The following is a 24,321-nucleotide window of genomic DNA, read 5'->3' as shown; positions in this document are numbered from 1 at the left end:
ATTCCATTTTCATGTGGAGGTCGGCGGGCCGCTGATCGGGCTGATCGTGAGGTATGACGGATGGCTGGAAGAAGAAGGCGGTTGAGCCTTCGTCTTACCCCGCAATGCCCAGCAATTCCATATCGAGGGCTTCGAGATAATGGTCGGCGATTTCGGCGCTGAGGCCGAGGTCGTGCTGACCGTAGCGGGAGGCGACGCGAATGTCGACGAAGGTGGTTTCGGCCTCTTCGCGCAGTCGGATGACGACGTCGAAGTGCAGGCCGGTGATGAGCGTGCGGGTTTCGCCCTGAAGCGTCACGCCGTTTGCGTCGCGAATAAGCTTTGCGACATCGTCCTCATAGGGCCTCGGCGTGGGAACGGGAACCTGATCGGGCGCTTCGGCGACGGCATCGCCATCGGGCTGGGGCCTTGCCGGCGCATCCTCGAGATCGCGGACCGGTTCGCCTTCGCCGGCACTTCCGGTGATCGTGATGCCATCCAGCTTCGCCACTTTCCTGACCGCTTCGAGCACGCGGTCGATCGCGCCTTCATAACGCCGGCCGGTCAGTTCGGGATAAGCCAGGAGCTGTTGTTCGCGCTCCTGCGCCGACACGTCGGGATTGCGTTTCATCCAGATCTGATCGGCATGTGGCGACGAAAGCCAGTCTGGCGCTGAAACGACATCCGTCGACACGTCATAGATGGCCGGCCGCGTGAAATAGCGCTCAGCGATAAAACCGCCGAAACCCAAGGGAAGGATCGCAAAGATCAACGCTTTCAACGCATCGAGGCCGCCTTCGGCTCCAGTCGCCCAGAGGCTTCTGAGACCGACGGCGGCAAGCATGGCGGCAAGCAGCGCAAAGCCGATGGAGACAAGCAGCAGGAGCACGAGATAGGGCGTGGCAAGGCCGCCGAACCGGTGCGCGACTAGCACCGCGACCCAGAGGACCAAAGCAAACGCCCCGAAGCGCCGCGCAAAGCGGGCCGAATTGGAAACGGGGCGGTCAAAGCGGATGGCCATCAAACTTACCGATTATTCGCGGGCGCAAACCGCCTGCGAGGGCGCAAGAAGCACCCACACTTGTTTATGGCAAGATTCGCCTAAATTGAAACTGTTGTCTCCGCGCAAGGGCCGCAATCCACCAAAAGGCGGTGGTGGCTTTAATAAGTAACATCTGATATGTCACTAAAAAGACGGCTCCGGCGCATTTGCCGATAACGGGAAGGATCAGGAGAAGAGTGATGCTTTCATCGGAAACAACCGAAAGACCACAGGCATCATCGCTTGGCGCAAGCGATCCATCCGAGTCCTTCCTGCCGATGGAGCTTCTTGAGCTCGAGCTTTCGCTCGAAGGCTACGACGGCGGCGAAGAGGGCTTCTGCGAGGCCGTGCGCGCGGCTGCCGCCAATGCAAACGGCGAATTCCTGTTCGATCTTCCGGCAGCCGGGCTCATCGAGGATTGCCGGCGCATCGCCGTTCTGCGCATCCCGTCGGCGAGCACCAAAATGCGTGTCGTGCTTGCCGTTCTCGATACCAATGGCTCGGAAATCCGCGTGCAGGCGCCGGATCAGGAGACCGCACATCTCGTGCAGTTCGCCGATGCCTTCATCGAGGTGCTGGAACGAATTTGAACTCAGCCGCGTTTTCCGATGTTTGTTGACGTGAGCCGGCAAATCGCCTCTTGTCTGGCGACCGGTTCATGCATCGGAGAATGTGCTATGCGTCTTTCCGCTCTTTCCCTGTCCCTCGCCGCCATCGCGATCAGCCTTTCGGCCTGCCAGACTCTCACGCCGGAAGAACGGCGGGCTGCCGACGAGCGGCGATGCCTCAGCTACGGCTTCAGGCGCGGCACAGACGCGTTTGCCCCCTGCCTGCAGCGCATTGATCGCGACAGGCGCGCAGACGCGCGGGCATTTCGCGCGCAGGCAGATGAAAACTTCGACGACTTCACCCGGCCGATCTACTATCCGCGCTATTATCGCCGCTGAGCGTTGCTGATGACCGCCTGAGCTGCCGCGAGCCGGGCAATCGGCACGCGAAACGGCGAACAGGAGACATAATCGAGGCCGATTGTCTCACAGAAATGGATCGAGGCGGGATCGCCGCCGTGCTCGCCGCAGATGCCAAGCTTCATGTCGTTGCGCGTGCGCCTACCGCGTTCTGCAGCGATGCTGATCAACTCGCCGACGCCCTCGAAATCCAGCGAGATGAAAGGATCGTGCTCGATGATCCCCTTGCGCTGGTAAGTCGGGATGAAGGCGGAGGCATCGTCGCGCGAAATGCCGAAGGTCGTCTGCGTCAAGTCGTTGGTGCCGAAAGAGAAGAACTCGGCGGCCTCGGCGATCTTGTGCGCGCGCAGGGCTGCCCGCGGCAACTCGATCATCGTGCCGACGAGATAATCGATCTTCATGCCAGCCTCGGTCATCACCTCCCCGGCAACCGCGTCGATCCGTTCCTTGACATAATCCAATTCCGAACGAAGGCCGACTAGCGGCACCATGATTTCCGGGACGACGGCCGCCCCGGTTTCCTGCGCGGCGGCAATAGCCGCTTCGAAAATGGCGCGCGCCTGCATTTCGACGATCTCGGGATGGGAAATGGCAAGCCGGCAGCCGCGGTGGCCGAGCATCGGGTTGAACTCGTGCAGCGCATCGACACGCTGGCGGAGTGCGGCCGCCTCCATGCCCATGGCAGCCGCGACATCCACGACCTCTTCCTCGGTCTTCGGCAGGAATTCGTGGAGCGGCGGATCGAGCAAGCGGATCGTCACCGGCAGGCCGTGCATGACGGTGAAGAGGCCGGTGAAATCCAACCGCTGCATTGGCAGCAGCTTGTCGAGTGCGGCACGCCTGCCCTTCTCGTCTTCGGCAAGGATCATCTCACGCATGACATGGATGCGCTCGCCTTCGAAGAACATGTGTTCGGTGCGGCAAAGGCCGATACCTTCCGCGCCGAAGGCACGCGCAGCGCGCGCGTCGGCGGGGGTATCGGCATTGGTGCGCACTGTCATGCGGCGAACCCTGTCGGCCCAGCCCATGATGCGGCCAAAATCCCCGGAAAGCTCCGGCTGGATCATCGGAACCTCGCCCCGCAGCACCTGCCCGGCCGACCCATCGATGGTGATGATGTCGCCCTTTTTCAGTGTCACGCCAACACCGATAAGGCGCTCGTTGCGGAGATCGATGCGCATGGTTCCGGCGCCGACTACGCAAGGGACGCCCATGCCGCGGGCGACCACCGCCGCGTGGCTGGTCATACCGCCGCGCGTGGTGAGGATACCTTCTGCGGCATGCATGCCATGGATATCCTCCGGGCTCGTTTCGACGCGGAGCAGAATGACCTTGCGGCCCTCCTCCTCCGCCTCGACCGCCTCTTCCGCGGTGAAGACGATCGCGCCGGTCGCAGCCCCCGGCGAAGCCGGCAATCCGGTGCCTATCACCTGGCGGTCTACACGCGGATCGATCGTCGGGTGCAGAAGCTGGTCGAGCGTTGAAGGCTCGATGCGCAGCACCGCCTGCTCTTCGGTGATCAGCTTTTCATCCACCATATCGACGGCGATCTTCATCGCCGCCTTTGTAGAGCGCTTGCCGGAGCGCGTCTGCAGCATCCAGAGCTTGCCGCGCTCGATGGTGAATTCGATGTCCTGCATGTCGCGGTAGTGCGCTTCGAGCTCGGTGCAGATATGGGTGAGTTCCTCGAAAGCCTCTGGCATCAGCTTTTCAAGCGACGGACGGTCGGAACCGGAGTTGATGCGTCCCTCCTCCGTAATGCTTTGGGGCGTGCGGATGCCGGCGACCACGTCTTCGCCTTGCGCATTGACAAGGAATTCGCCGTAGAGCGACCTTTCGCCGGTCGAGGGGTTGCGCGTAAAGGCGACGCCGGTTGCCGACGCATTGCCGAGATTGCCGAAGACCATGGCCTGGACGTTGACGGCCGTGCCCCAGCCTCCCGGAATGTTGTGGAGCTGGCGATAGGTGACGGCGCGCGCGCTCATCCAGCTTGCGAAGACGGCACCGATGGCACCCCAGAGCTGCTCTTCGGGATCCTGCGGGAATTCCTCGCCGAGTTCCTCCTCGATCAGCTCCTTATACAGCGAAACGACCTGCTGCCAGTCGCTGGCTGTCAGCTCGGTTTCGAGCTCATGGCCGAGACGCGCCTTCTGGTCTTCCAGGATCTCCTCAAAAATTTCGTGATCGAGGCCCATGACGACATCCGCATACATCTGGATGAAGCGGCGGTAGCTATCCCAGGCAAACCGGGCGTCGCCCGCATCATGTCCCAGCGCCTGCACGGTTTCGTCGTTGAGGCCGAGATTGAGAACCGTATCCATCATGCCCGGCATGGAAATGCGGGCGCCTGAGCGGACGGACAAGAGCAGCGGCCGGTCCTTTGCGCCGAACTGCCGGCCAGTCGCCTTCTCGATCGTCTCCAATCCGCGGCGGATTTCATCTTTCAGGCCGGCATCGATCCGTCTACCGAGCGCGTAATAAGCGCTGCAAGCATCGGCGATGATGGTGAAGCCCGGCGGCACCGGCAGGCCCAGGCTGCACATCTCGGCCAGATTGGCGCCCTTACCGCCCAGAACGTCATGGTCCCGTGCGCGACCTTCCGCCTGCCCGTTGCCGAACGTATAGACCAGTTTGGTCATTTTCCCCCCGATCAAAATCAGGACCAGCTTATTCCCATGGTCCTGAAATGAAAATCGACAAATACGGCGAAATGTTGCACCGCACAATGGATGCTCGCCGTTTCGAACCGATTGATTGGAAAAGGGAAGAAAAAAAGCTTTGCGGGACTGCAACAACCGTCCCGCAAAGCCTTGTTTCCGTCCAGCCAGGAAACTGGACGGGGGGTACGTTAAACCGGGAAAATCCGACTGCCCTTATTCGGTATGCCCCCCGGTCGATCCAACATGCGCATCAGCCCGCATCTCAGGTCCGCCATCTAGAAACAACTTCTAATTCAATTTTGGAAAAAGAGCATCACCCAATTGGGTTAACGCGCCCTTTGGGACGTGACCTTTTTTGGGTATTTATGAAAGCGCTTATTTTTCAGGCCGTTTCGCGAAGGCGTTCGGCGGTTTGCAAGTCGACGGAAACAAGCTGCGATACGCCTTGCTCGGCCATCGTTACACCAAAAAGTCGATTCATGCGTGCCATGGTGATTGGATTGTGAGTAATGATGACGAATCGAGTCTCGGTCGAGGCCGCCATTTCGTCCATCAGATTGCAATAGCGCTCGACATTGTGATCATCCAGCGGCGCATCCACCTCGTCAAGCACGCAGATCGGCGCCGGATTGGTGAGGAAGACGGCGAAGATCAGTGCCATGGCCGTGAGCGCCTGCTCGCCGCCCGAAAGCAGTGTCATCGTCTGCGGCTTCTTGCCGGGCGGGCGGGCGAGGATTTCGAGGCCCGCTTCCAGCGGATCATCGGATTCGATCAGCTGAAGTTCCGCCGTGCCGCCACCGAAAAGATGGGTGAAGAGGCGCTGGAACTGGCCGTTGACGACGTCGAAGGCGGCAATCAGGCGTTCGCGGCCCTCGCGGTTGAGGCTTTGGATCGCGCCGCGAAGCTTGCGGATGGCGTCGATGACGTCGTCACGCTCCCTGATCAGCGCCTCAAGCTTTTCGGTGAGCTCCTTCTGCTCTTCCTCGGCGCGGAGGTTCACGGCTCCGAGGCGCTCGCGCTCCATCTTCAACCGCTCCAGCTCGCGCTCGACCTCGCGCAAGTCGGGAACGGACTGCATAGCCTGCAGGCCTGTCAGACGGTACGCCTCATGTGGCGGAACATTGAGCACTTCCCGGATTCGGCTTTCGCTCTCCTGCCGCTTCTCGCGCGCAGAGACGAGGCGCTCTTCGGCACGGGCGCGGCGCTCGCGGCTTTCGGCAAGTTCGGAAAGCGCGGTGGCGGCCTTATGATCGGCTTCGCGCTGCACGAGTTCGGCGGCAGCGAGAAGATCGCCGGCCCCACGGCGGGCGGCTTCCGCTTTCTGTAATTCGTTCAGCAGCGCTTGGCGCTTGTCCTCGAATTCATCCGGCGCCATTTCGAGTTCGGCCGCTTCCTCGCGTGCCTCCTCCTCGCGATCGCGCAAAGTCGCGATGTGATCCTCGGCGCTTGCGGCGCGCTGGCGCCAGGTCTCGCGCTCCTGACCGATCGCAATGATGCGGCGCTGGCGAGCCTCGTTCTCGCGGTTCAGGCTTTCGTGGCGGGCGCGCGCTTCGGCCGCAAGGCCGCGATCGGTCGCGACCTCGGCCTGCTGGATGCGCAGCCGGTCGTCGAGTGCGGTGAGATCCGGCGCATCCTCAAGCTCGATGCGCGCGGTCTCTTCCTGGACGGCGAGGTCTTCCTGCTGCGACTGGAGCTGGTTGACGGCTTCCGCAACCACGTCGCGACGGCGGATGAGATCGCCGGAGGCGCGTTCGGCGGCAGCCAGCGCGTCGCGCGCCTCGGCAAGATGACGGGCCGATAGGCGGCTTATGTCACGCGCTTCGTTGAGCTTGCGTTCCTCACCGCGAATCGCTTCTCCCGCCATGGCAAGCCGCTCCTCCGCTTCAGCCAGAATATCGCGAGCGAGCGAAACTTCGCTTTCCAGCTCGCCGAGGCGGTTCTTCTGGGCGAGGCGCAAAGCGGCGGCACTCGGCGCATCGGCGCCGGTCACATGGCCATCCCAGCGGTAGACGGCGCCATCTTTCGTCACCAGGCGCTGGCCGGGCTTCAAGTCGTTCATCAACCGCATCGCGTCGCCATCGGCGACGAGGCCAATCTGCTTCAAGCGGCGCGTCAGTGCAGCCGGCGCGCCGACATGGGTCAGCAAGGGCACGACACCGGCCGGCAGTGCGGGATCGGAAGTGCCATCACCATTTCCCGACCAGTGGGCAGGCGCCTTCGGATCAAGGGGCGATTCCAGATCGTCGCCGAGTGCGGCGCCCAAGGCCGTTTCGAAGCCGCGATCGACACGGAGCTCATCGGCAACGGGCGGGAATCGCCCTGCCGCCGCACCAGCAGCAAGCATGCGCGAGATCGTGCGGCCTTCGGTTTCCAGCGCATTCAGCTTCGAGCGCGCCTGATCGACCGGCGCGCGTGAAAGCGCTTCGGTTTCTCGCGCAGCGGAGAGCGCTTGTTCAACCGCCTGGATGACCGTTTCGGCCTCGACGACAGCCATCTCCGCAGCTTCGACCACTGCCCGCTTTTCATCGGGATCGGGCATCGCAGTGATCTTTTCAGCCACACTGGAGAACTCGCGGTTTGCTTCGTTCATCTGCCGTTCGAGGCGCATCTTGCGGTCTGCGAGATCGCGGATCGCCCGTTCCAGCTGATGGCGGCCAGCAGCAGCTTCGGCACGCTCGGCGGTCAGCGCCGCGAAAACGCGCTCGCTGTCGGCAAGCTTTGCCGCAGCACCTTCGAAAGCCTCGCGCAATTCGTCCGCATGACGGCCAGAATCGGCCAGTATTTCCGCAATATCCGCCTCCTCGGCATCGAGCCGCGAAAGGATCGCAGCATTGTCCGACACCAGCCGCTCCTCGCGCTGAATGTCCTCGGCGAGTTGCGCCAGGCGGCGAGTCAGTTCGTCACGGCGGCGCAGGATGCGGTTTGCGTCGTCCTCGAGCTGCGACCTTGCGATCTGCAGCCGCTGGAGGGCAGCGGCGGCGCGCGCTTCGCTCTCGCGGAGCTCCGGAAGCTTCAGGCTGGCCACCCCTTGAGCCTTTGCGGCCTCCATCTGGATCTGGGCCCTTTCCGCAACGCCGACGGTCGCCTGGTTAAGGGCGCTGTCGGCCTCGGCTTCCGCCTCCTTCGCCTGCACCCAGCGGATATGCAGGAGTGTGGCTTCGCGCGCACGGATTTCGGCAGACAGCGTCTTGAAGCGGTTCGCCTGACGCGCCTGGCGCTTCAGGCTCTCGATCTGGCCTTCAAGCTGCGAGGTCACGTCATCAAGGCGTTCGAGGTTGCCTTCGGCGGCGCGCAGCCGCAGTTCGGCCTCATGACGGCGGGAATGCAGGCCGGAAATGCCGGCGGCCTCTTCCAGCAACTGGCGGCGGGCCTGGGGCTTTGCCGAAATCAGCTCGCCGATACGTCCCTGCCCGACCATCGAGGGCGAGCGCGCGCCGGTCGAGGCATCGGCGAAGAGAAGCTGCACGTCCTTGGCACGGCTTTCCTTGCCATTGATTCGATAGATCGAACCCTGTTCGCGCTCGATGCGGCGGGTCACCTGAATTTCGTCGCTGTCGTTGAACGCGGCAGGCGCCGTACGCTCGCTGTTGTCGAGATAGAGCGCGACTTCGGCAGTGTTGCGCGCCGGGCGGTTTCCCGAACCGGAGAAGATCACATCGTCCATGCCGGAGGCGCGCATGTTCTTGTACGAGTTCTCGCCCATCACCCAGCGCAGCGCCTCGACAAGATTGGACTTGCCGCAGCCGTTCGGCCCGACAACGCCGGTCAGGCCCCGCTCGATGATGAATTCCGTCGGCTCGACGAAGGATTTGAAGCCGATGACGCGAAGCTTGTTGAACTTCATGCGGCGCCCTCATGGCGCGCAGAACAACAAACGGGCGCACGGCTTTCGCCGCCGCCCGTCATCTTGAAACGGTTCGGATCAAAGCAGGCTGTCGATGAGGGCCGACAGGGTGTCAACCGGCATGTCTCCAGAATAACGCTTCCCATTGATGAGGAAAGTCGGCGTGGCATCGATGCCGAACTCCTTGGAGCCCCTTTCCCGCGTGGCGTTCACTTCATCCAGAAGCTTCTGGTTCGTCAAGCACTTCGTAAAACTATCCTCACTAAATCCAGCGAGTTTGGCCATCTGGAGAAGTGCAGCACGGCGATCTTCAGCGGCGGCCCAGGTTTCCTGCTGCTTGAAAAGCATGGAAACCATCGGGAAATACTGTTCCGGCGTGCTCAATTCTTCCGGCTTGGAAGCGTTGCAGCGAGCGAGCATGAAGGCTGCTGCAGCGGCCGGATCGAACGGGAATTCGCGGATGATGAAACGCGCCTTGCCGGTGTCCACGTACTTCTTCTTGATCTCGTCGAAGGTTGTGTTGTGGAAGTGGGCGCAATGCGGGCAGGTCATCGACATATATTCGACGATGGTCACCGGCGCATCTTCCTTGCCGAGCGCCATTTCTGGCAGCGGGCCGGGCTTCAGCACTTCCGCCATGTCGACATCACCAGCCGGCTTCGGAAGTTCGGCTGCTGCGTTTGCCGTGCCGGTAACCGCAAGTGTGGCGGTCGCGGCGGCCCTTCCGCTCAGAAGCTGGCGTTTCGTCAGTTGCATTTCAGAGATCAGCATGGGTTCCCCTAATCGAGAGTGGCGGCTGAATGTGCGATATAACGGCAAGCGGCCGCGAACAAGGCACGCTTCGGCAACTTTCTTCAAAGAATTGTGACCTTGGTGGGACGAAAGCTGACGTTGCGAGCCGCATCCGCAATTTCAGTTTTGGCAAAAAGCGGCAGGCTCCATGGTCATTTGGTCTTCGTCACGAAATACCGCCCGCGACGTTCTGTCAGTACCGGCAATCCGCCACCTGCGGCGCATCTTCGCCAAGCTGTGTCGCGACTTCGGGGCCGAATTGATCGAATGCGACGGCGAAGACGATCATCTTCACCTCTGGTGCATTCGCTGCGAAGATCGCCCTGTCGAAGTTGGTCACCATGAGGACCCGTTTCTCGAATAGGAGAATGCGAACGAAGACGTTTTTTCAAAGTGCGTTATCTGCTCCGCTTCCCCAGCACCGCAGTGCCCAGCCGCTTCACCGCCTCGCGCAGCTTGTCGCCCTCGATGCCTTCCATCATGTCTTCAAGCTTTCGGGCAGCCTCGCCCTTCAGTGGCGGCGGAGTGCGGGAGCGCTTTACCGCTTGCGAAACGGGCTTCTGGACGATGCGGATCTGGTGGACGGCAGCAAAGCCGAAGAAACTGTTGATGCGCTGGATGAGCTCGCCCTGCGCGTGCGTCAAAAACAGAGCGCGCGCGCCTTCGCAGGCAATCGTCAGGACGCCGGGTTTATAGGTGTCGACTTCATAGCCACGCGACCAGGCGATCTTTTCCGGACGTGTGCAGTCGGCGAAATCCTCGCCGGCAATTTCATCCCAGGAACCGAGCAGCGCGGTGTTGATGCCGGCCCGTTTTGCAAGCACCGGGTCGATCAGGCCGTTCGCCAGTTCGGATATCTGCTTTTCAGCTTTACGTGGATAACTCATCGAAACCTTCGGATGCCGTCGCCAATCGGCGCTACCACCTTGATCGCGCAGCATTGCTCCGCCAAGTATAAGGCACTTCCCCGTCCCGCGGCAAATGATGACATCAACGACACTCGACGCCCCTTCCGCAACGCCTATTCTCGACTGGTACGACCGGCATCACCGCGACCTGCCCTGGCGCGTCTCCCCGCCGATGGCGGCGCGTGGCGTGAGGGCCGATCCCTATCGCGTCTGGCTTTCGGAGGTCATGCTGCAGCAAACGACCGTGCAGGCCGTGAAGCCCTATTTTGCCAATTTCCTGGCGCGCTGGCCAACGGTTCGCGACCTCGCCGAGGCGCCGAACGACGATGTCATGGCAGCTTGGGCAGGGCTCGGCTACTACGCCCGCGCCCGCAATCTCAAGAAATGCGCAGAAGCGGTCGCCACGCAACATGACGGCGTCTTTCCGGATACGGAGGACGGCCTGAAATCGCTGCCGGGCATCGGCGACTATACGGCAGCGGCGCTCGCGGCGATCGCCTTCAACAGGCAGGCTGCCGTCATGGACGGCAATGTCGAGCGTGTGATCTCCAGGCTCTACGCGATTTCGACTCCGCTTCCGGCCGGCAAGACGCTGATGAAGCAGAAGGTGGCGCTGTTGACGCCAGCCGACAGACCCGGCGATTTCGCGCAGGCGATGATGGATCTCGGCGCAACCATCTGTACGCCGAAACGGCCGGCGTGTTCGCTCTGTCCGTTCAGGGGATCGTGCGAGGCGCTTCGCCTGCATGATCCCGAGCAGTTTCCGGTGAAGGCGGCAAAGAAGGAAAGGCCGGTCCGGCGCGGTGCAGCTTTCGTCGCCGTGACCGCTGACGGCGAAATCCTCCTGCGGCGGCGGATCGCAAGCGGGCTGCTCGGCGGCATGACGGAGGTGCCGACGACCGCTTGGACATCGCGGGCGGATGGGGAAACTTCCGCGGATGCAGCGCCCTTCCCGGCACAATGGGAACCATGCGGCAGCGTCACCCATGTCTTCACGCATTTCGAACTCCGGCTTTCGATCTACCGCGCCGCGATCCCATCGAGAATTCAGCATGATGACAAATGGTGGGAGCCGGTTACAAATCTTGAAGCGCAGGCACTGCCGACGATCATGAAAAAAGCGATCGCCACCGCTATTCCTCGTGTGTTTGCAATGCCCAAGGGATGATATATGACTGCATCAATCCATCACATCGTTTTTGATATTGGCAAAGTTCTTATCCACTACGATCCGAATATTCCCTACAGCCGCCTCATTCCCGACGCGGCCGAACGCAAGTGGTTTTTCGACAACGTCTGCACCCATGATTGGAACGTCGAGCAGGACCGCGGACGCACCTGGGCGGATGCCGAAGCGCTCCTGATCGAAGCCCATCCGACGCGGGAAGAGCATATCCGCGCCTTCCGCAAGTACTGGCACGAAATGGTTCCGCATGCCTACGAGGACAGCGTCGCGATCATGGAAGCGCTGATTGCGGAGGGCCGCGATGTCACAATGCTGACGAACTTCGCATCCGATACGTTCCGCGAGGCGCAGAAGCGCTTTTCCTTCCTGACGAAACCGCGCGGCGTCACCGTTTCCGGCGATGTAGGGTTAATCAAGCCGGATATCGCGATCTATGAAACGCATACGAGGAGCTTCAGCCTCGAGCCGGCGGCGACGATCTTCGTCGACGACGCGCCTGCGAATGTCGAAGGCGCAAGGGCGGCAGGATGGAATGCCGTGCTTTTCACCGGTGCCGACAAGTTGCGCAGCGATCTTGCCGACTATGGCGTAAGGGCAAGGTGACGGACTGGCGTTGAACAGAAAGGCGCCCGGGGTGTTGATCCCGGGCGCCGTAGGCCTTCTTCCGCAACTGGAGGTACAAAAACCGGAAGAAGGTAGTCTCGATCAGGTCAGGCCGCTGCTCATTCCGCCTTCGCCAGATCACTGCGGATCACAGACCGCAAATCGTCGATGGGGCGCAGGGATTGCCCGTCGTCGAAGTGCCAGAATGTCCATCCGTTGCATGCATCGAGCCCCTGCACTTTCGCGCCGAGACGATGAATCGAACCAGCCTCGCCGCCGGAGGCAACCGTGCCGTCTGCGCGGACGATCGCACTGTAGCGGCGGCGGGCATCAGTCAGCACCTGGCCGGGTTTGATGAGGCCGCTTTCCAAAAGTGCATTGAAGGCGACGCGAACCTCCTGCTTCTTGCCGGTCATGACAGTCAGCTCTGCCTTGCCGAGCGGCTCGACGGCGGCAATGCGGGCAGAGGCCGCATCGATATAGTCCTGCTCGCGCTCGATGCCGACGAAGTGGCGGCCGAGGCGCTTGGCGACAGCGCCGGTGGTGCCGGAGCCGAAGAACGGATCGAGGATGATGTCGCCGGGTTTCGACGACGCCATGATGACACGGGCGAGCAGCGCCTCCGGCTTCTGCGTCGGATGAACTTTCTTGCCATCGTCGCCCTTTAGCCGTTCACCACCGCTGCAGATCGGGAACAACCAGTCGGAGCGCATCTGCACGTCGTCGTTGGCAGCCTTCATCGCATCGTAGTTGAAGGTATAGCTCTTGGCCTTCGCGTCCGGGCTCGCCCAGATCATCGTCTCATGGGCATTCTGGAAGCGGCGGCCCTTGAAGTTCGGCATCGGGTTGGTCTTGCGCCAGATGATGTCGTTGAGAATCCAGAAGTTCAGGTCCTGCAGGGTCGCGCCGACCCGGAAGATGTTGTGATAGGAGCCGATGATCCAGATCGTCCCGGTAGGCTTCAGCACGCGGCGGCAGGCAAGCAGCCAAGCACGGGTGAAAGCGTCGTAGGCTTCGAAGGATGCAAAGTGATCCCACGCGTCATCGACGGCATCGACAAGCGACTGGTCCGGACGGTGAAGCGTGCCACCGAGCTGGAGATTGTACGGAGGGTCAGCGAATATGACATCGACGGAATTGGTCGGCAAAGCTTCGAGGGCTGCAACACAGTCACCCTTGATGATCGTGTCGATCCAAGAACCCGGTGTTGCGGAGGTCTTGAGATCGGCAAGCGGAAAAACTGACGCCATATGGATACTCGCTTATACACATTACGCTTTTACTCGCCGTTATGGTTACTCAAGTTGGTTACCAAAGCCTGAACCGGTGGATGATTTCGGGAAATAAATGCAGGGACGCGGAAGTAAGGTCGCCGCCGCGCTAGACGTCTACATGACATTCTTCGGGCAATCGCCATCATCGAGACGGCAATCGCCGGCAAGCCGTTCGCCGACTGCCGGAACGACAATCCTGCCTCTCGCTCTGGCGCGGGCCATGGAGATCATCTCGAAAGCCAGCCGCGGCATTCGGATGATCTCAAGAACGCGCGGCCGGAAATTGCCCAGGCCCAGCGCCAAGTCGATCGGAAACATGCTGAGGCACGAGCATCATGCCTTTTCGGCAGAATCATCTGGGGCGTCATCGTGGATCAACGTCCCGAAATCCGGATCGTTGAAAGGCAGGTGGATAAAGACTAAGCCGTGTGCACCTGCCGGCTATCGACCGGCGTTTCTGCCCGCTCGAACATGCCGTAGTCTCGAACCACATGGCCGATGCGCAGGCGGTAATCGGCGAAGATGCCGTTGCGGCCGGCCTTCTGCGCGGCGCGGTGGGCTTCGAGATTGCGCCACTCTTTGACCGCCTCCTCGTCACGCCAGAAGGATAGCGACAGCAGCTTGCCGCGCATCGTCAGGCTCTCGAAGCGTTCGATGGAAATGAAGCCGTCAATCTTTTCCAGTTCGGCGCGCAGGTCGGAGGCAAGGTCAAGGTATTTGTGGCGTTCGCCCATATAAGGCACGACTTCGAAGATGACGGCGATCATGGCAGCACCAGAGGAGAATGAGGGAGGGACACGTTCTTCAGGAAGATGCGGTCTTCCTTCAGGATGAAGCGCCCGCGTTTGGCGAATTCGTAGTTCTCCTTGCCGAGCGGATCGGCTGCGAGGCGGGCGCGATAGTCCTCATAGGCGGCGAGGGTTTCAATATTGTAGACGCCGTAGGCGGTCGTCGCGGACCCCTCGTGGGGGCCGAAATATCCGAGGAGATCGGCACCGTTGCGCGGTATCGCCTGCCCCCAGGCGCGGGCATACTCGATAAAGGCATCCTTCTTGAACGGGTCGATCTCGTAGCGGATGAAGCAGGTCAGCATCACTTCTCTCCTTTTCGTGTGAAAGGCGTTTTCGCACATTGTGTAACGACAATGCTTCGGTTACGATCGAAGTATGAGAGAAGGACCGGATATTGCCCAGGTCGGAGCGCTGATCGGCGATCCTGCCCGCGCCAACATGCTGGCTGCGCTGTCGGGCGGCCGGGCCTTGACGGCGACCGAGCTTGCGGCAGTGGGTGGCATCACCCTGCAGACGGCGAGCACGCATCTTGCCAAGCTCCAAACCGGCGGCCTGCTTACCCAGCGAAAGCAGGGCCGCCACCGCTATTTCACACTCGCCGACGAAGCAACCGCCCTGCTGATCGAGAGCATGATGGGTTTCGCCGCCAGCCGCGGACATTTGCGCCACCGGCCGGGTCCGAAGGAACCGGCGCTGCGCAAGGCGCGCATCTGCTACGACCATCTGGCCGGCGATTACGGCGTGCGCATGCTCGATAGTCTCGTGGCAACGGGTGCGATCGACGCAATCGGCGAAGGATTGTCGGTCACGCCTCAAGGCGAGAGCCGGCTGCAATGTATCGGCATAGATGTCCCCGGCCTCAAATCGTCCCGCCGCCCGCTCTGCCGCTCTTGCCTCGACTGGAGCGAGCGCCGCGCGCATCTGGCCGGCAGTCTCGGCAAGGCGCTGCTTTCGACTTTCTTCGACAAGGGCTGGGCGCGGCGGACCGCGGGAAGCCGCTCGGTGATCTTTTCGCCCGAAGGCGAGCAGAAGTTCCTGTCGCTCTTTCCGCTGGAAGCCTGAGCCGCCAAACGTCAGCCGCAAGCCGCCCGCGCGGCGCATTCCAGCCATGCCGGCGTGCCGGTTGAGCTTTCGACGGCCATCGTGTAAGTCGCATCATCCCCCAACAAGGCTTGAGAGTTCATGGACGGCTTCGACCTCATTATCTTCGACTGCGACGGCGTTCTAGTCGATTCCGAAATCATAGCGGCGGATGTGGAGTCCAAGCTTCTGACCGACGCAGGCTATCCGATCAGCGTCGAAGAGATGGCGGAGCGCTTCGCAGGCATGACCTGGAAGAACATTCTTCTGCAGGTGGAGCGCGAAGCGAGCATTCCGCTTTCCGCCTCGCTGCTCGACAAATCCGAAAAGCTGCTCGACCTGCGCCTCGAACGGGACGTGCAGGCCATTGCCGGCGTCGAGTTCGCCATCTCGCGTCTTGATCTGAAGCGTTGCGTCTGCTCGAATTCCAGCGCGCACCGGCTCGACATGATGCTCGGCAAGGTGGGACTGAAGAAGCTATTTGCTCCAAACATCTTTTCCGCAAAAGATCTCGGGCCGGATCGCGTCAAGCCGAAGCCCGACATCTTCCTGCATGGCGCCGAGACGATGGGAGTCTCGCCGTCGAAGACGGTCGTCGTGGAAGATTCTGTCCATGGCATCCATGCGGCACGCGATGCCGGCATGCGCGTCATCGGCTTCACCGGCGCATCGCATACCTATTCCTCGCACGCCGACCGCCTGACGGATGCCGGCGCGGAGACGGTCATCTCGCGGATGAAGGATCTGCCGGGCGTCGTTGATGCTCTTTCGGAATGGGCTGGCGTCCTCTAAAACAGGGACAGGCCGGCTCTTAGCTGCTCTTCTTGGTCTTCGCGGCCGGGCCCTGATCGAAACCGATATTGACGCGAACCAGCGCGCCGGAGCCGACGGGCAGCTTGAAGCCGTCCTTGCGGAAGAGAACCTGAGCGGCCGTCTGCCCTGCCGGAATTTCGGCAGTAAACGGAACCACTTCCGAAGTGACCACATCCTGCCCGTCGAAGGCGGTGATCCGGACCGGCAGCGTGACGCGGCCGGGGCCGCCGGCCGGGCCGGCGATCAGGCGGATCTGCGCCACGACAGTCATCGTCAGGTTCTGTTCGTTCAGCGTGCACTGACGCGTGTAGTCCCCGATTGCCGCCTGATGGACGATCTGGCTGTTGTCACCCGTCTTGCCCTTGGCATAGGTGCGGAAGATCGCGTCCTGATCCTTCATGAAAATCTGCGGGCAGGAGCCCTGCACGACCGGCTGCGCGGTACCTTGGACGTTGGTCGCGGTGCCGATCGGCTTGTCGCTGGAAGACGGATTGGCGGGCGCAAGCGGCATGATCTGGGCATTGCCGTTCGGCTGAGCCGGCGCTTCGGCGGACTTGCTTTCACCGCCGACGCCCAGGGAATTGCAGCTTGCAAGCAGAGCGGCAACCGATACGGAAACGATGAGGCGCGAGACTTTGCCGAACACGATTATTCCACCCTCTTACAAAGTTTCTGGCAGGCCCGAAGTCTTGCTTGCAGGGCCTTTCATGACAGTTTGCGATGGTCTATATCAGCGGCGCAAAGAAAAATCGATTGGGTAAGCACCGTTTTGACGCACATTTCGATCTGCTGCAACTTCGGCGCCTGGATCCTCTATCCGGATTTCCTCCGGCCATAACGTCAAGGATGAAGAACGTGGACTATATCTCGACCCGCGGCGAGGCCCCATCTCTCGGCTTTTGCGATGCGTTGCTGACGGGTCTTGCGCGCGACGGCGGCCTCTATGTCCCGCGGCAATGGCCACATTTCTCCAAGAAGGAAATCCGGGCGCTGCGCGGCAAGAGCTACCAGGAGATCGCGTTTGCGATCCTATCGCCCTTTATGAACGACGAAATCCCCGCCGCCACATTTCGGGCGATGATCGACGAGGCCTATGGCACCTTCCGCCATCCGGCGATCGCCCCGCTCGTCCAGACGGGACCGAACAGCTTCGTCATGGAGCTTTTCCACGGCACCACGCTCGCCTTCAAGGACGTGGCGATGCAGCTTCTGGCACGCCTGATGGACTATGCGCTGGAAAAGCGCGGCGAGCGCGCGACGATCGTTGGAGCAACGTCGGGCGATACGGGCGGTGCGGCCATCGACGCCTTCGCCGGCCGCGAGCGCACCGATATTTTCATCCTCTTCCCGCACGGCAAGGTCTCGCCGGTGCAGCAGCGGCAAATGACGACCTCGACGGCCCCCAATGTCCACGCGCTGGCGGTCAAGGGCAATTTCGACGACTGCCAAAACCTCGTCAAAGCGATGTTCAACGACGCCGCCTTCCGCGACAAGGTTCGCCTTTCCGGTGTCAACTCGATCAACTGGGCGCGCATTATGGCCCAGATCGTCTATTACTTCACGACGGCGATCACACTCGGCGGGCCTGATCGTAAGATTTCGTTTACGGTACCGACCGGCAATTTCGGCGACATTTTCGCAGGCTACGCGGCCAAACGCATGGGCCTGCCGATCGGCAAGCTGGTAATCGCGACCAACGAGAACGACATCCTCGCCCGCACGATGAAGACCGGCCGCTACGACATGAAGCAGGTCAAGGCGACGACCTCGCCGTCGATGGACATTCAGATTTCCTCGAATTTCGAGCGCCTGCTTTTCGAAGCCTATGATCGGGACGCTTCCAAGGTGCGCCATGCGATGGACAGCCTGAAGCAATCGGATGGCTTCGAGATCGCGCCGAAAGCGCTTGCCGCCATCAAGAAGGACTTCCGCGCGGGCCGCGCCAGCGAGAAGCAGGTGGCGCAGACGATCAAGAATACCTACGCCGAAACAGGCTATCTTCTCGACCCGCACTCGGCAATCGGCGTATTCGTTGCCGCCAAGCACGACAAGCCGAACACGCCGATGGTGACGCTTGCGACCGCGCACCCGGCAAAATTCCCCGCCGCGGTAAAATCCGCCTCCGGTATTGACCCGGCGCTTCCGACGTGGCTTGCTGGACTGATGCTTAAGGAGGAGCGCTTCCAAGTCGTCGATCCGGAACTTAAGGCCGTTGAAGGTTTTATCGGCAAGCACGCCCGGACGTGATGCGGCAGGCGCAGAAAGATAGCCAATGACAGTTGAGTGCACCCGGCTCAAATCCGGGCTGACAGTAGTAACCCAGACCATGCCGCATCTTGAAAGCGTCGCTCTGGGCGTCTGGATCAAATCGGGTTCGCGCAACGAAACGGAAGACGAGCATGGCATAGCCCACCTGCTCGAACACATGGCTTTCAAGGGTACCGCACGCCGCTCGGCCCGCGACATCGCCGAGGAAATCGAGGACGTGGGCGGCGAAGTGAACGCGGCCACCTCGACCGAAACGACGTCCTACTACGCCCGCGTGCTGAAGGATTACGTGCCGCTCGCCGTCGATATTCTCGCCGACATTCTGACCGAATCGGCCTTCGAGGAAGACGAGCTCGAACGCGAGAAGCAGGTGATCTTGCAGGAGATAAATGCGGCGAACGATACGCCAGACGACGTGGTCTTCGACAAGTTTTCCGAGACCGCCTATCGCAACCAGACGCTTGGCCGCGCCATCCTCGGCACGCCGGAGACCGTCGTCTCCTTCTCGCCGCAACAGATCCGCAACTATCTCGGCCGCAACTATACGACCGATCGCATGTTCATCGTTGCCGCCGGTGCAGTCGATCACGATGAATTTGTGCGCATGGTGGAACAGCGCTTCGCGAGCCTGCCGACCGCTCCGAGCGCGCAGCCGGTCATCGAGACCGCCCGCTATATCGGCGGCAGCGTGCGCGAGACGCGCGACCTGATGGACGCGCAGATCCTGCTCGGCTTCGAGGGCAAGGCCTATCATGCCCGCGACTTCTACTGTTCGCAGATCCTTGCCAACATCCTCGGCGGCGGCATGTCCTCCCGCCTCTTCCAGGAAGTGCGCGAAATCCGCGGCCTCTGCTATTCGATCTATGCCTTCCACTGGGGCTTTTCCGACACCGGCATCTTCGGCATCCATGCCGCAACCGGCGGCGAGAACCTTCCCGAACTCGTACCGGTGATCATCGACGAGTTGCATAAGTCGGCCGGCTTCATCGAGCAGAAGGAGATCGAGCGTGCCCGCGCGCAGATCCGCGCACAGCTTCTGATGGGACAGGAAAGCCCTGCCGCCCGTGCCGGCCAGATCGCCCGCCAGATGATGCTCTACGGCGGCCCGATCTCCAATCAGGAAATGATGGAACGGCTCGAGGGCATCACCATCGAGCGTCTCACCGACCTTGCCGGCCGACTGTTTTTCGACACTGTGCCGACGCTTTCGGCAATCGGCCCGCTGGAGCAACTGGCACCGACGGAAGATATCGTCGCCTCGCTGTCCGCTCCCCTGCCGCAGTCGAAAACTGCAAGCCGCTGAGCCGCGTTCCATCTGCCGGGAGCGGTCGATGCCAATATCGGTTTTTCGATTCCTGTCGCGGCAGCCGGAGGCGGTGGAGCTCGAGAACGACCGCTATGCGCTAAGACTTCCGCGCTATCAGGATTTCAACCAGTGGCACAAGCTGCGCTCCGCCAGCCGCAAGTTCCTGGAGCCCTGGGAACCGACATGGCGTCGCGACGAGTTGACAGAGGGCGCCTATCGCGCCCGCGTCATCCGCGGCAAGCAGGAATATGCGTCCGGCCAGGCGATCCCGCTGTTCCTGTTCCTAAAACCAGACATGGAACTGCTCGGCGGGATCACGATCGGCTATATCCGCCGCGGCGCGGCGCAGAGCTGCATGATCGGTTACTGGATGGGCGAGAAGCATGCCGGCCAAGGCCATATGTTCGCCGCACTTCAGTTGGTTATACCCTATATCTTCGCAGGGCTTGAGTTGCACCGTATCGAGGCAGCCTGTATTCCGGAGAACGCACGAAGCATTCGCCTGCTTGAGAAAGCCGGGTTTCAGCGGGAGGGCTATCTGCGCGGATACTTGAAAATAAACGGTCAGTGGCATGACCACGTGATGTATTCACTGCTTGCCACCGATACGGATACAGGCAGGAAAACCGACAGCCGATGACCACGAACCGCATGCTGCCTAAATCACCGTCCGGCCGATTGATCGCGGTGATCGCAGCTCTTTTCCTGTCGATGCTTGCATTGGCTGCAGGCGTTGCGCAGGCGGCGGAACCCGTGAAAATTTCCCGCGACGACACCGCGCTCGATTTGACCGCGACGACGGAAATCTATGCCAATCAGGGCGAGGCCTTCCAGGTCTCGACGGCCGCAGGCGCAGACGGCATCCGCCGGCGCATCGAGGTGCGTGCCAGCTCCGAAAACCACCAGGGCGACTGGGCCGTCTTTGCGCTCGCCAACGTCTCGGAAGAACAGCTCGAGCGCGTCATCGTCGCTCCGCATTTCCGCCTCGTGAATTCCAAGCTTTTCTGGCCGGACCTCGGCTCGCAGCGCATCATGGCGATCACGCCGAGCGAGGGCTTTGCGCTCGACCGCCAGCCGAGCGACGAGGCCGACGTCTTCCGCATCACTCTGAATCCAGGCGCTGTCATCACCTTCGTCGCCGAGCTTGCAACGCCCGACCTTCCGCAGATCTATCTTTGGGAGCCGGACGCCTACAAGGACACGATCAACGCCTTCACGCTCTACCGCGGCATCGTGCTCGGGATTGCCGGCCTTCTGGCCGTGTTCCTGACGATCCTCTTCGTAGTCAAGGGAACCTCGATGCTGCCGGCAACGGCGGCACTTGCCTGGGCGGTGCTCGGCTACATCTGCGTCGACTTCGGCTTCCTCGGCAAACTCGTCAGCGTCGCCTCGGCGGACCAACGAATATGGCGCGCCTGCGCGGAAGTGGCGCTGGCGTCGAGCTTCGTGATCTTCCTGTTCACCTATCTGAACCTCAACCGCTGGCACACGCATCTCGGCTATGCGACGCTTGCCTGGGTTCTCGGCCTGGCTTTGCTCTTCGGTGTCGCGATCTATGATCCGTCGATCGCCTCCGGTATTGCGCGGCTTTCCTTCGCGCTGACGGCGACGATGGGCATCGTGCTCATCATCTATCTCGGCTTCAACCGCTATGACCGCGCCATTCTGCTGGTGCCTGCCTGGGCGCTGATCCTGGTGTGGATTTTCGGGGCTTGGCTGACCGTGACCGGCCGGCTCGACAACGACATCATCCAGCCGGCGCTCGGCGGCGGCCTCGTCCTCATCGTTCTGCTGATCGGTTTTACGGTGATGCAGCACGCCTTTGCGGGCGGCGCCTTCCAGCAGGGTCTGTTTTCCGATCTCGAACGCCAGTCTCTGGCGCTGACCGGCTCCGGCGACATGGTGTGGGACTGGGACGTGGCGCGCGACCGCGTCGTCACCATCCCGGACGTTTCCATCAAACTGGGCTTGCCGCCGGGAACCATGCATGGCGCAGCCCGCAACTGGCTGCCGCGGCTTCACCCGGACGACCGCGACCGATTCCGCGCGACGCTGGACGTGCTGCTCGAACATCGTCGCGGACGGCTGAACCACGAGTTCCGCATCCGCGCCGAGGACGGGCATTTCCATTGGCTGCTGATCCGCGCGCGGCCCGTGCTCGGCTCGAACGGCGAGATCATCCGCTGCGTCGGCACGATCGTAGACGTCACCGAGCAGAAGAATTCCGTCGAGCGGCTGCTGCATGATGCACTGCACGACAATCTCACTGGCCTGCCGAACCGCCAGCTCTTCATCGACCGCCTGCAATCGGTGCTGGCGCTTGCGCCCGGCGGCGAAACGCTCAGGCCGACGGTGATGGTGATCGATATCGACCGCTACAAGCTGGTGAACGATTCGCTTGGCGTCGCAGCCGGCGACAACATTCTGATCGCGCTGACCCGCCGCCTGCGTCGTCTGCTGAAGCCGCAGGATACGCTGGCGCGCCTTGCGGGCGACCAGTTCGGTCTCATTCTCGTTTCCGAGCGCGATCCAGCGAAGGTCGCCGATTTTGCTGATGCCGTCAGCAAGGCAATCATGGTGCCGATCAATTTCGGCAATCGCGAAATTATTCTGACGGCCTCGATCGGTCTCGCCTCCTGGGTAGACCAGCAGGAAAACGCAGCCGGAATGCTGAGCGATGCCGAGCTTGCCATGTATCGCGCCAAGCGCGCCGGCGGCAACCGCGTCGAACCCTTCCGCCCCGCCTTCCGCGATTTCGGCGCCGACCGCCTGCAGCTCGAATCCGATCTCCGCCGCGCCATCGAGCGCAAGGAGCTCTCGATGGTCTACCAGCCGATCGCACGGCTGGAGGATGTCGAGATTGCCGGCTTCGAGGCGCTGATGCGCTGGGAGCATCCGAAGCGCGGCAACATCCCGCCGTCCGAATTCATCCCGATTGCCGAGGCCTCGGACATCATCGGTCCGCTCGGCATGTTCGCGCTCGAACAGGCGACCAGCGACCTGATGGCCTGGCAGAACCAGACCGGCGAGCTGCCGATCTTCGTCTCGATCAACCTGTCGAGCGTGCAGCTCCTCAACAACGAACTTTATGACGACGTGCGCTCGGTTCTTTCGAAGACTCATTGCGAGCCGTCGCGCCTGAAGCTGGAGCTGACGGAATCCATGGTCATGGAAAATCCGGAACAGGCACGGCTCGTGCTGCAGAAGCTCAAGGAAGCTGGCCTCGGACTGGCGCTCGACGACTTCGGCACGGGCTACTCGTCGCTGGCCTATCTTACCCGCTTCCCCTTCGACACGATCAAGCTTGACAAGGCGCTCGTTCGCGATGACAGCGACAAAAAGGCAACCATTCTAAGGTCGGTCATCTCCATGGCGCGCGAATTGGAGATGCAGGTGGTCGCCGAAGGCATCGAATCCACCGAGGATGCCATCGAGCTCGCCAAGATGGGCTGCAGCTACGGGCAAAGCTACCTCTTCGGCCCGCCGATGGGCTCCGATTCCGTGCTGCGCCTGCTGAAGGAACGGTTTCCACTGACGAAGCGGGCTTAGGCCCTCCAAATAAATGCTGGCGACTACCCAACACCCTGTCCTCTCCCTGCGTCAACCGCATGCCCCTTCTTCCTGTCGGGTAGAAGGCTGGCAGGTGGATGAGGGGCTACGCGGCAGCCTTCCGCGACATCGCAGACGCAACCTGAATGAGCTTGTGCAGATATTCCAGCTTCGCGACGACAGCCCGCGACAGCACGAAGGGATAGGAGTCCGGCTGGCCCATGCTGCGCTGAATGGCGTTGATCGCGACGCTGAGCGGAACCCAGGCGCTGACGAGCTGTTCAGCGCTTTCCGCCCTGTATGGATTGAAATCCACTTCCGAGGCCATTTCCTCATGGCCGCGGGGATCGATGGCGATGCCGAAGGCGCGGGCCGTTTCCAGCGTATCAACGATATGCAGGTAGTGCGCAAAGCACTCGGCAAAATCTTCCCACGGATGTGAGGATGCATAGGCGCTGATGAAGCTCTCCTGCCAGCCGAAGGGCGGACCGTTTACATAATGGTTCTGAAGGGCTGCGCCGTAATCCTGTCGTTCGTCGGCGAAGACGGCGCGGAAGGCATCTAAGCCATTCCTGTCTCGCACCAGCTTGTTCCAGACGAAGTGGCCGGCCTCATGACGGAAGTGGCCGAGCAGCGTGCGGTAAGGCTCGTTCATCATGGTGCGCGCTTGTTCGCGGGTGGCGTCATCTGCTTCCGCCGCACGGATGGCGATCAGGCCCTCCTCATGTCCGGTCATCGCGGGGAGGATATTGCCGTCGTTCTGAACCGTATCTTCGAGGAAATCGAAAACGAGGCCGCCGACGGGATCTTCCTCGCGATCCGGGTGAGGCAGGTTCCAGCGCAGCAGCGAATAAAACAGATGGCGCTGCGCCTGACTGATGCGGCGCCAGCGGGCGATGCCGTCCTGGGTTCCGGTGTTCGGCACCAGCCTGTTGTGGCGGCAGGCGATGCAAAAATCATGGGGGTCCTCATCCGCAAGCAGCCAGTTGCAGATATCGAGACCGGCATTGGCGCAGAAGCGGATCCTGCGCTCCGGACGTGCGACGAACTGCCACTGCATTTCATCGCGCGGCTCGAGCGAGTGCACGCAGAGGTCATCCGGCAGGAAGCCCAGGCGATGATTGCAGCGGACGCAATGGCGGTTGTCGAAGTGGACGACCTGGTCGCAATTGTCGCAGGCGAAGAGCCTCATGATTACCTCGACGAATGGTGACGAACCAAAATGCCTGCTGCGCGGCGCGCAACAGGCATTTCGGCA

At 61.6% G+C, this 24,321-nt stretch carries 22 protein-coding genes; 10 read left to right on the top strand and 12 right to left on the bottom strand.

The genetic code is table 11. The annotated features are described in order from the left end of the window. Window positions 1-94: 94 nt before the first annotated feature. Window positions 95-1,000, bottom strand: coding sequence for a DUF1499 domain-containing protein (locus tag C9413_RS02250; protein WP_039844225.1), 906 nt, complete (start codon window positions 998-1,000; stop codon window positions 95-97). A gap of 221 nt (window positions 1,001-1,221) precedes the next feature. On the opposite strand from C9413_RS02250, the gene C9413_RS02245 reads away from it, so the two are divergent. Both C9413_RS02245 and C9413_RS02240 read left to right on the top strand, forming a co-directional pair. Beyond that, complete coding sequence (locus tag C9413_RS02245; protein WP_039844224.1) at window positions 1,222-1,611, top strand: hypothetical protein; 390 nt, start codon at window positions 1,222-1,224, stop codon at window positions 1,609-1,611. An 87-nt stretch (window positions 1,612-1,698) separates the two neighbouring features. Beyond that, window positions 1,699-1,968: a hypothetical protein gene (locus C9413_RS02240; protein ID WP_246703681.1), complete on the top strand. Its 270-nt coding sequence runs from the start codon at window positions 1,699-1,701 to the stop codon at window positions 1,966-1,968. Here the strand turns inward: C9413_RS02240 and ppdK are convergent. The 5 genes from ppdK to C9413_RS02215 all read right to left on the bottom strand — a co-directional run bounded on the left by ppdK (window position 1,956) and on the right by C9413_RS02215 (window position 10,172). Beyond that, window positions 1,956-4,628: a pyruvate, phosphate dikinase gene (ppdK, locus tag C9413_RS02235; protein ID WP_039844223.1), complete on the bottom strand. Its 2,673-nt coding sequence runs from the start codon at window positions 4,626-4,628 to the stop codon at window positions 1,956-1,958. The two genes, C9413_RS02240 and ppdK, sit on opposite strands and share 13 nt — an antisense overlap. 403 nt (window positions 4,629-5,031) lie before the next feature. Continuing rightward, window positions 5,032-8,493: a chromosome segregation SMC family protein gene (locus C9413_RS02230; protein ID WP_039844222.1), complete on the bottom strand. Its 3,462-nt coding sequence runs from the start codon at window positions 8,491-8,493 to the stop codon at window positions 5,032-5,034. Between the two features lie 78 nt (window positions 8,494-8,571). Next, entirely contained in the window at window positions 8,572-9,264 is a 693-nt protein-coding gene (locus tag C9413_RS02225) for a DsbA family protein (RefSeq protein ID WP_170250150.1), read from the bottom strand. A 214-nt stretch (window positions 9,265-9,478) separates the two neighbouring features. Continuing rightward, a complete protein-coding gene (locus C9413_RS33005; RefSeq protein WP_228703524.1) occupies window positions 9,479-9,628 on the bottom strand; it encodes a hypothetical protein in 150 nt (49 codons plus the stop codon). Between the two features lie 55 nt (window positions 9,629-9,683). Beyond that, window positions 9,684-10,172, bottom strand: a complete 489-nt coding sequence (locus tag C9413_RS02215) for a DUF721 domain-containing protein (RefSeq protein WP_039846660.1) — start codon at window positions 10,170-10,172, stop codon at window positions 9,684-9,686. 97 nt (window positions 10,173-10,269) lie between these two features. On the opposite strand from C9413_RS02215, the gene mutY reads away from it, so the two are divergent. Both mutY and C9413_RS02205 read left to right on the top strand, forming a co-directional pair. After that, complete coding sequence (gene mutY / locus C9413_RS02210; protein ID WP_039844220.1) at window positions 10,270-11,361, top strand: A/G-specific adenine glycosylase; 1,092 nt, start codon at window positions 10,270-10,272, stop codon at window positions 11,359-11,361. A gap of 3 nt (window positions 11,362-11,364) precedes the next feature. After that, a complete protein-coding gene (locus C9413_RS02205; protein ID WP_039844219.1) occupies window positions 11,365-11,982 on the top strand; it encodes an HAD family phosphatase in 618 nt (205 codons plus the stop codon). 119 nt (window positions 11,983-12,101) lie between these two features. Here the strand turns inward: C9413_RS02205 and C9413_RS02200 are convergent, their stop codons facing one another. From C9413_RS02200 to C9413_RS02185, 4 genes are all read right to left on the bottom strand, one after another. Beyond that, the gene (locus C9413_RS02200) at window positions 12,102-13,232 is read right to left on the bottom strand and encodes a site-specific DNA-methyltransferase (protein ID WP_039844218.1); all 1,131 of its coding nucleotides are present in this window, start codon (window positions 13,230-13,232) and stop codon (window positions 12,102-12,104) included. Between the two features lie 138 nt (window positions 13,233-13,370). After that, the gene (locus C9413_RS02195) at window positions 13,371-13,574 is read right to left on the bottom strand and encodes a hypothetical protein (protein WP_039844217.1); all 204 of its coding nucleotides are present in this window, start codon (window positions 13,572-13,574) and stop codon (window positions 13,371-13,373) included. A 101-nt stretch (window positions 13,575-13,675) separates the two neighbouring features. Continuing rightward, complete coding sequence (locus C9413_RS02190; RefSeq protein ID WP_039844216.1) at window positions 13,676-14,023, bottom strand: antibiotic biosynthesis monooxygenase; 348 nt, start codon at window positions 14,021-14,023, stop codon at window positions 13,676-13,678. Continuing rightward, window positions 14,020-14,349, bottom strand: coding sequence for an NIPSNAP family protein (locus C9413_RS02185; protein ID WP_039844215.1), 330 nt, complete (start codon window positions 14,347-14,349; stop codon window positions 14,020-14,022). The genes C9413_RS02190 and C9413_RS02185 overlap by 4 nt, the downstream gene beginning before the upstream one ends. Window positions 14,350-14,422: 73 nt before the next feature. Between C9413_RS02185 and C9413_RS02180 the strand changes: the two genes are divergently transcribed. Next, a complete protein-coding gene (locus tag C9413_RS02180; protein WP_039844214.1) occupies window positions 14,423-15,109 on the top strand; it encodes a metalloregulator ArsR/SmtB family transcription factor in 687 nt (228 codons plus the stop codon). Window positions 15,110-15,229: 120 nt separating this feature from the next. Further along, on the top strand, window positions 15,230-15,919 hold the full coding sequence (locus C9413_RS02175) for an HAD family hydrolase (protein ID WP_039844213.1): 690 nt from the start codon (window positions 15,230-15,232) through the stop codon (window positions 15,917-15,919). A gap of 19 nt (window positions 15,920-15,938) precedes the next feature. Here C9413_RS02175 and C9413_RS02170 read toward each other — a convergent pair whose 3' ends face one another. Next, on the bottom strand, window positions 15,939-16,589 hold the full coding sequence (locus tag C9413_RS02170) for a hypothetical protein (RefSeq protein WP_170250151.1): 651 nt from the start codon (window positions 16,587-16,589) through the stop codon (window positions 15,939-15,941). 197 nt (window positions 16,590-16,786) lie between these two features. On the opposite strand from C9413_RS02170, the gene thrC reads away from it, so the two are divergent. The 4 genes from thrC to C9413_RS02150 are packed head-to-tail and all read left to right on the top strand — an operon-like array spanning window position 16,787 to window position 23,063. Continuing rightward, a complete protein-coding gene (gene thrC / locus C9413_RS02165) occupies window positions 16,787-18,187 on the top strand; it encodes a threonine synthase (protein WP_039846659.1) in 1,401 nt (466 codons plus the stop codon). Between the two features lie 25 nt (window positions 18,188-18,212). Then, the gene (locus C9413_RS02160; protein ID WP_039844211.1) at window positions 18,213-19,511 is read left to right on the top strand and encodes a pitrilysin family protein; all 1,299 of its coding nucleotides are present in this window, start codon (window positions 18,213-18,215) and stop codon (window positions 19,509-19,511) included. A 28-nt stretch (window positions 19,512-19,539) separates the two neighbouring features. Then, window positions 19,540-20,154 (top strand): GNAT family protein, encoded by a 615-nt coding sequence (locus C9413_RS02155; protein WP_170250149.1) that lies wholly within the window; start codon window positions 19,540-19,542, stop codon window positions 20,152-20,154. Further along, window positions 20,151-23,063, top strand: a complete 2,913-nt coding sequence (locus tag C9413_RS02150) for a sensor domain-containing phosphodiesterase (protein ID WP_170250148.1) — start codon at window positions 20,151-20,153, stop codon at window positions 23,061-23,063. Before C9413_RS02155 ends, C9413_RS02150 begins: the two co-directional genes overlap by 4 nt. Before the next feature lie 106 nt (window positions 23,064-23,169). On the opposite strand, the gene C9413_RS02145 is transcribed toward C9413_RS02150, so the two are convergent. Then, complete coding sequence (locus tag C9413_RS02145) at window positions 23,170-24,255, bottom strand: putative zinc-binding metallopeptidase (RefSeq protein ID WP_039844209.1); 1,086 nt, start codon at window positions 24,253-24,255, stop codon at window positions 23,170-23,172. Between the last annotated feature and the right edge of the window lie 66 nt (window positions 24,256-24,321).

It is taken from the genome of Rhizobium sp. SEMIA 4085 (genome assembly GCF_013004495.1).
In the GTDB taxonomy this organism is placed as follows: Bacteria; Pseudomonadota; Alphaproteobacteria; order Rhizobiales; family Rhizobiaceae; genus Rhizobium; species Rhizobium gallicum.
Note: the sequence above shows the minus strand (reverse complement) of the source record. Positions and strands in the feature narration are given on the sequence as shown.

Coding starts and splice junctions, on each gene's coding strand:
- C9413_RS02155 (WP_170250149.1), top strand. CDS start 19,540: ATGCCAATATCGGTTTTTCGATTCCTGTCGCGGCAGCCGGAGGCGGTG.
- C9413_RS02215 (WP_039846660.1), bottom strand. CDS start 10,172: ATGAGTTATCCACGTAAAGCTGAAAAGCAGATATCCGAACTGGCGAAC.
- C9413_RS02205 (WP_039844219.1), top strand. CDS start 11,365: ATGACTGCATCAATCCATCACATCGTTTTTGATATTGGCAAAGTTCTT.
- ppdK (WP_039844223.1), bottom strand. CDS start 4,628: ATGACCAAACTGGTCTATACGTTCGGCAACGGGCAGGCGGAAGGTCGC.
- C9413_RS02145 (WP_039844209.1), bottom strand. CDS start 24,255: ATGAGGCTCTTCGCCTGCGACAATTGCGACCAGGTCGTCCACTTCGAC.
- C9413_RS02190 (WP_039844216.1), bottom strand. CDS start 14,023: ATGATCGCCGTCATCTTCGAAGTCGTGCCTTATATGGGCGAACGCCAC.
- C9413_RS02180 (WP_039844214.1), top strand. CDS start 14,423: ATGAGAGAAGGACCGGATATTGCCCAGGTCGGAGCGCTGATCGGCGAT.
- C9413_RS02185 (WP_039844215.1), bottom strand. CDS start 14,349: ATGCTGACCTGCTTCATCCGCTACGAGATCGACCCGTTCAAGAAGGAT.
- C9413_RS02150 (WP_170250148.1), top strand. CDS start 20,151: ATGACCACGAACCGCATGCTGCCTAAATCACCGTCCGGCCGATTGATC.
- C9413_RS02200 (WP_039844218.1), bottom strand. CDS start 13,232: ATGGCGTCAGTTTTTCCGCTTGCCGATCTCAAGACCTCCGCAACACCG.
- mutY (WP_039844220.1), top strand. CDS start 10,270: ATGACATCAACGACACTCGACGCCCCTTCCGCAACGCCTATTCTCGAC.
- C9413_RS02245 (WP_039844224.1), top strand. CDS start 1,222: ATGCTTTCATCGGAAACAACCGAAAGACCACAGGCATCATCGCTTGGC.
- C9413_RS02250 (WP_039844225.1), bottom strand. CDS start 1,000: ATGGCCATCCGCTTTGACCGCCCCGTTTCCAATTCGGCCCGCTTTGCG.
- C9413_RS02195 (WP_039844217.1), bottom strand. CDS start 13,574: ATGTTTCCGATCGACTTGGCGCTGGGCCTGGGCAATTTCCGGCCGCGC.
- C9413_RS02230 (WP_039844222.1), bottom strand. CDS start 8,493: ATGAAGTTCAACAAGCTTCGCGTCATCGGCTTCAAATCCTTCGTCGAG.
- C9413_RS02240 (WP_246703681.1), top strand. CDS start 1,699: ATGCGTCTTTCCGCTCTTTCCCTGTCCCTCGCCGCCATCGCGATCAGC.
- C9413_RS02225 (WP_170250150.1), bottom strand. CDS start 9,264: ATGCTGATCTCTGAAATGCAACTGACGAAACGCCAGCTTCTGAGCGGA.
- C9413_RS02175 (WP_039844213.1), top strand. CDS start 15,230: ATGGACGGCTTCGACCTCATTATCTTCGACTGCGACGGCGTTCTAGTC.
- C9413_RS02160 (WP_039844211.1), top strand. CDS start 18,213: ATGACAGTTGAGTGCACCCGGCTCAAATCCGGGCTGACAGTAGTAACC.
- C9413_RS33005 (WP_228703524.1), bottom strand. CDS start 9,628: ATGGTGACCAACTTCGACAGGGCGATCTTCGCAGCGAATGCACCAGAG.
- thrC (WP_039846659.1), top strand. CDS start 16,787: ATGAAGAACGTGGACTATATCTCGACCCGCGGCGAGGCCCCATCTCTC.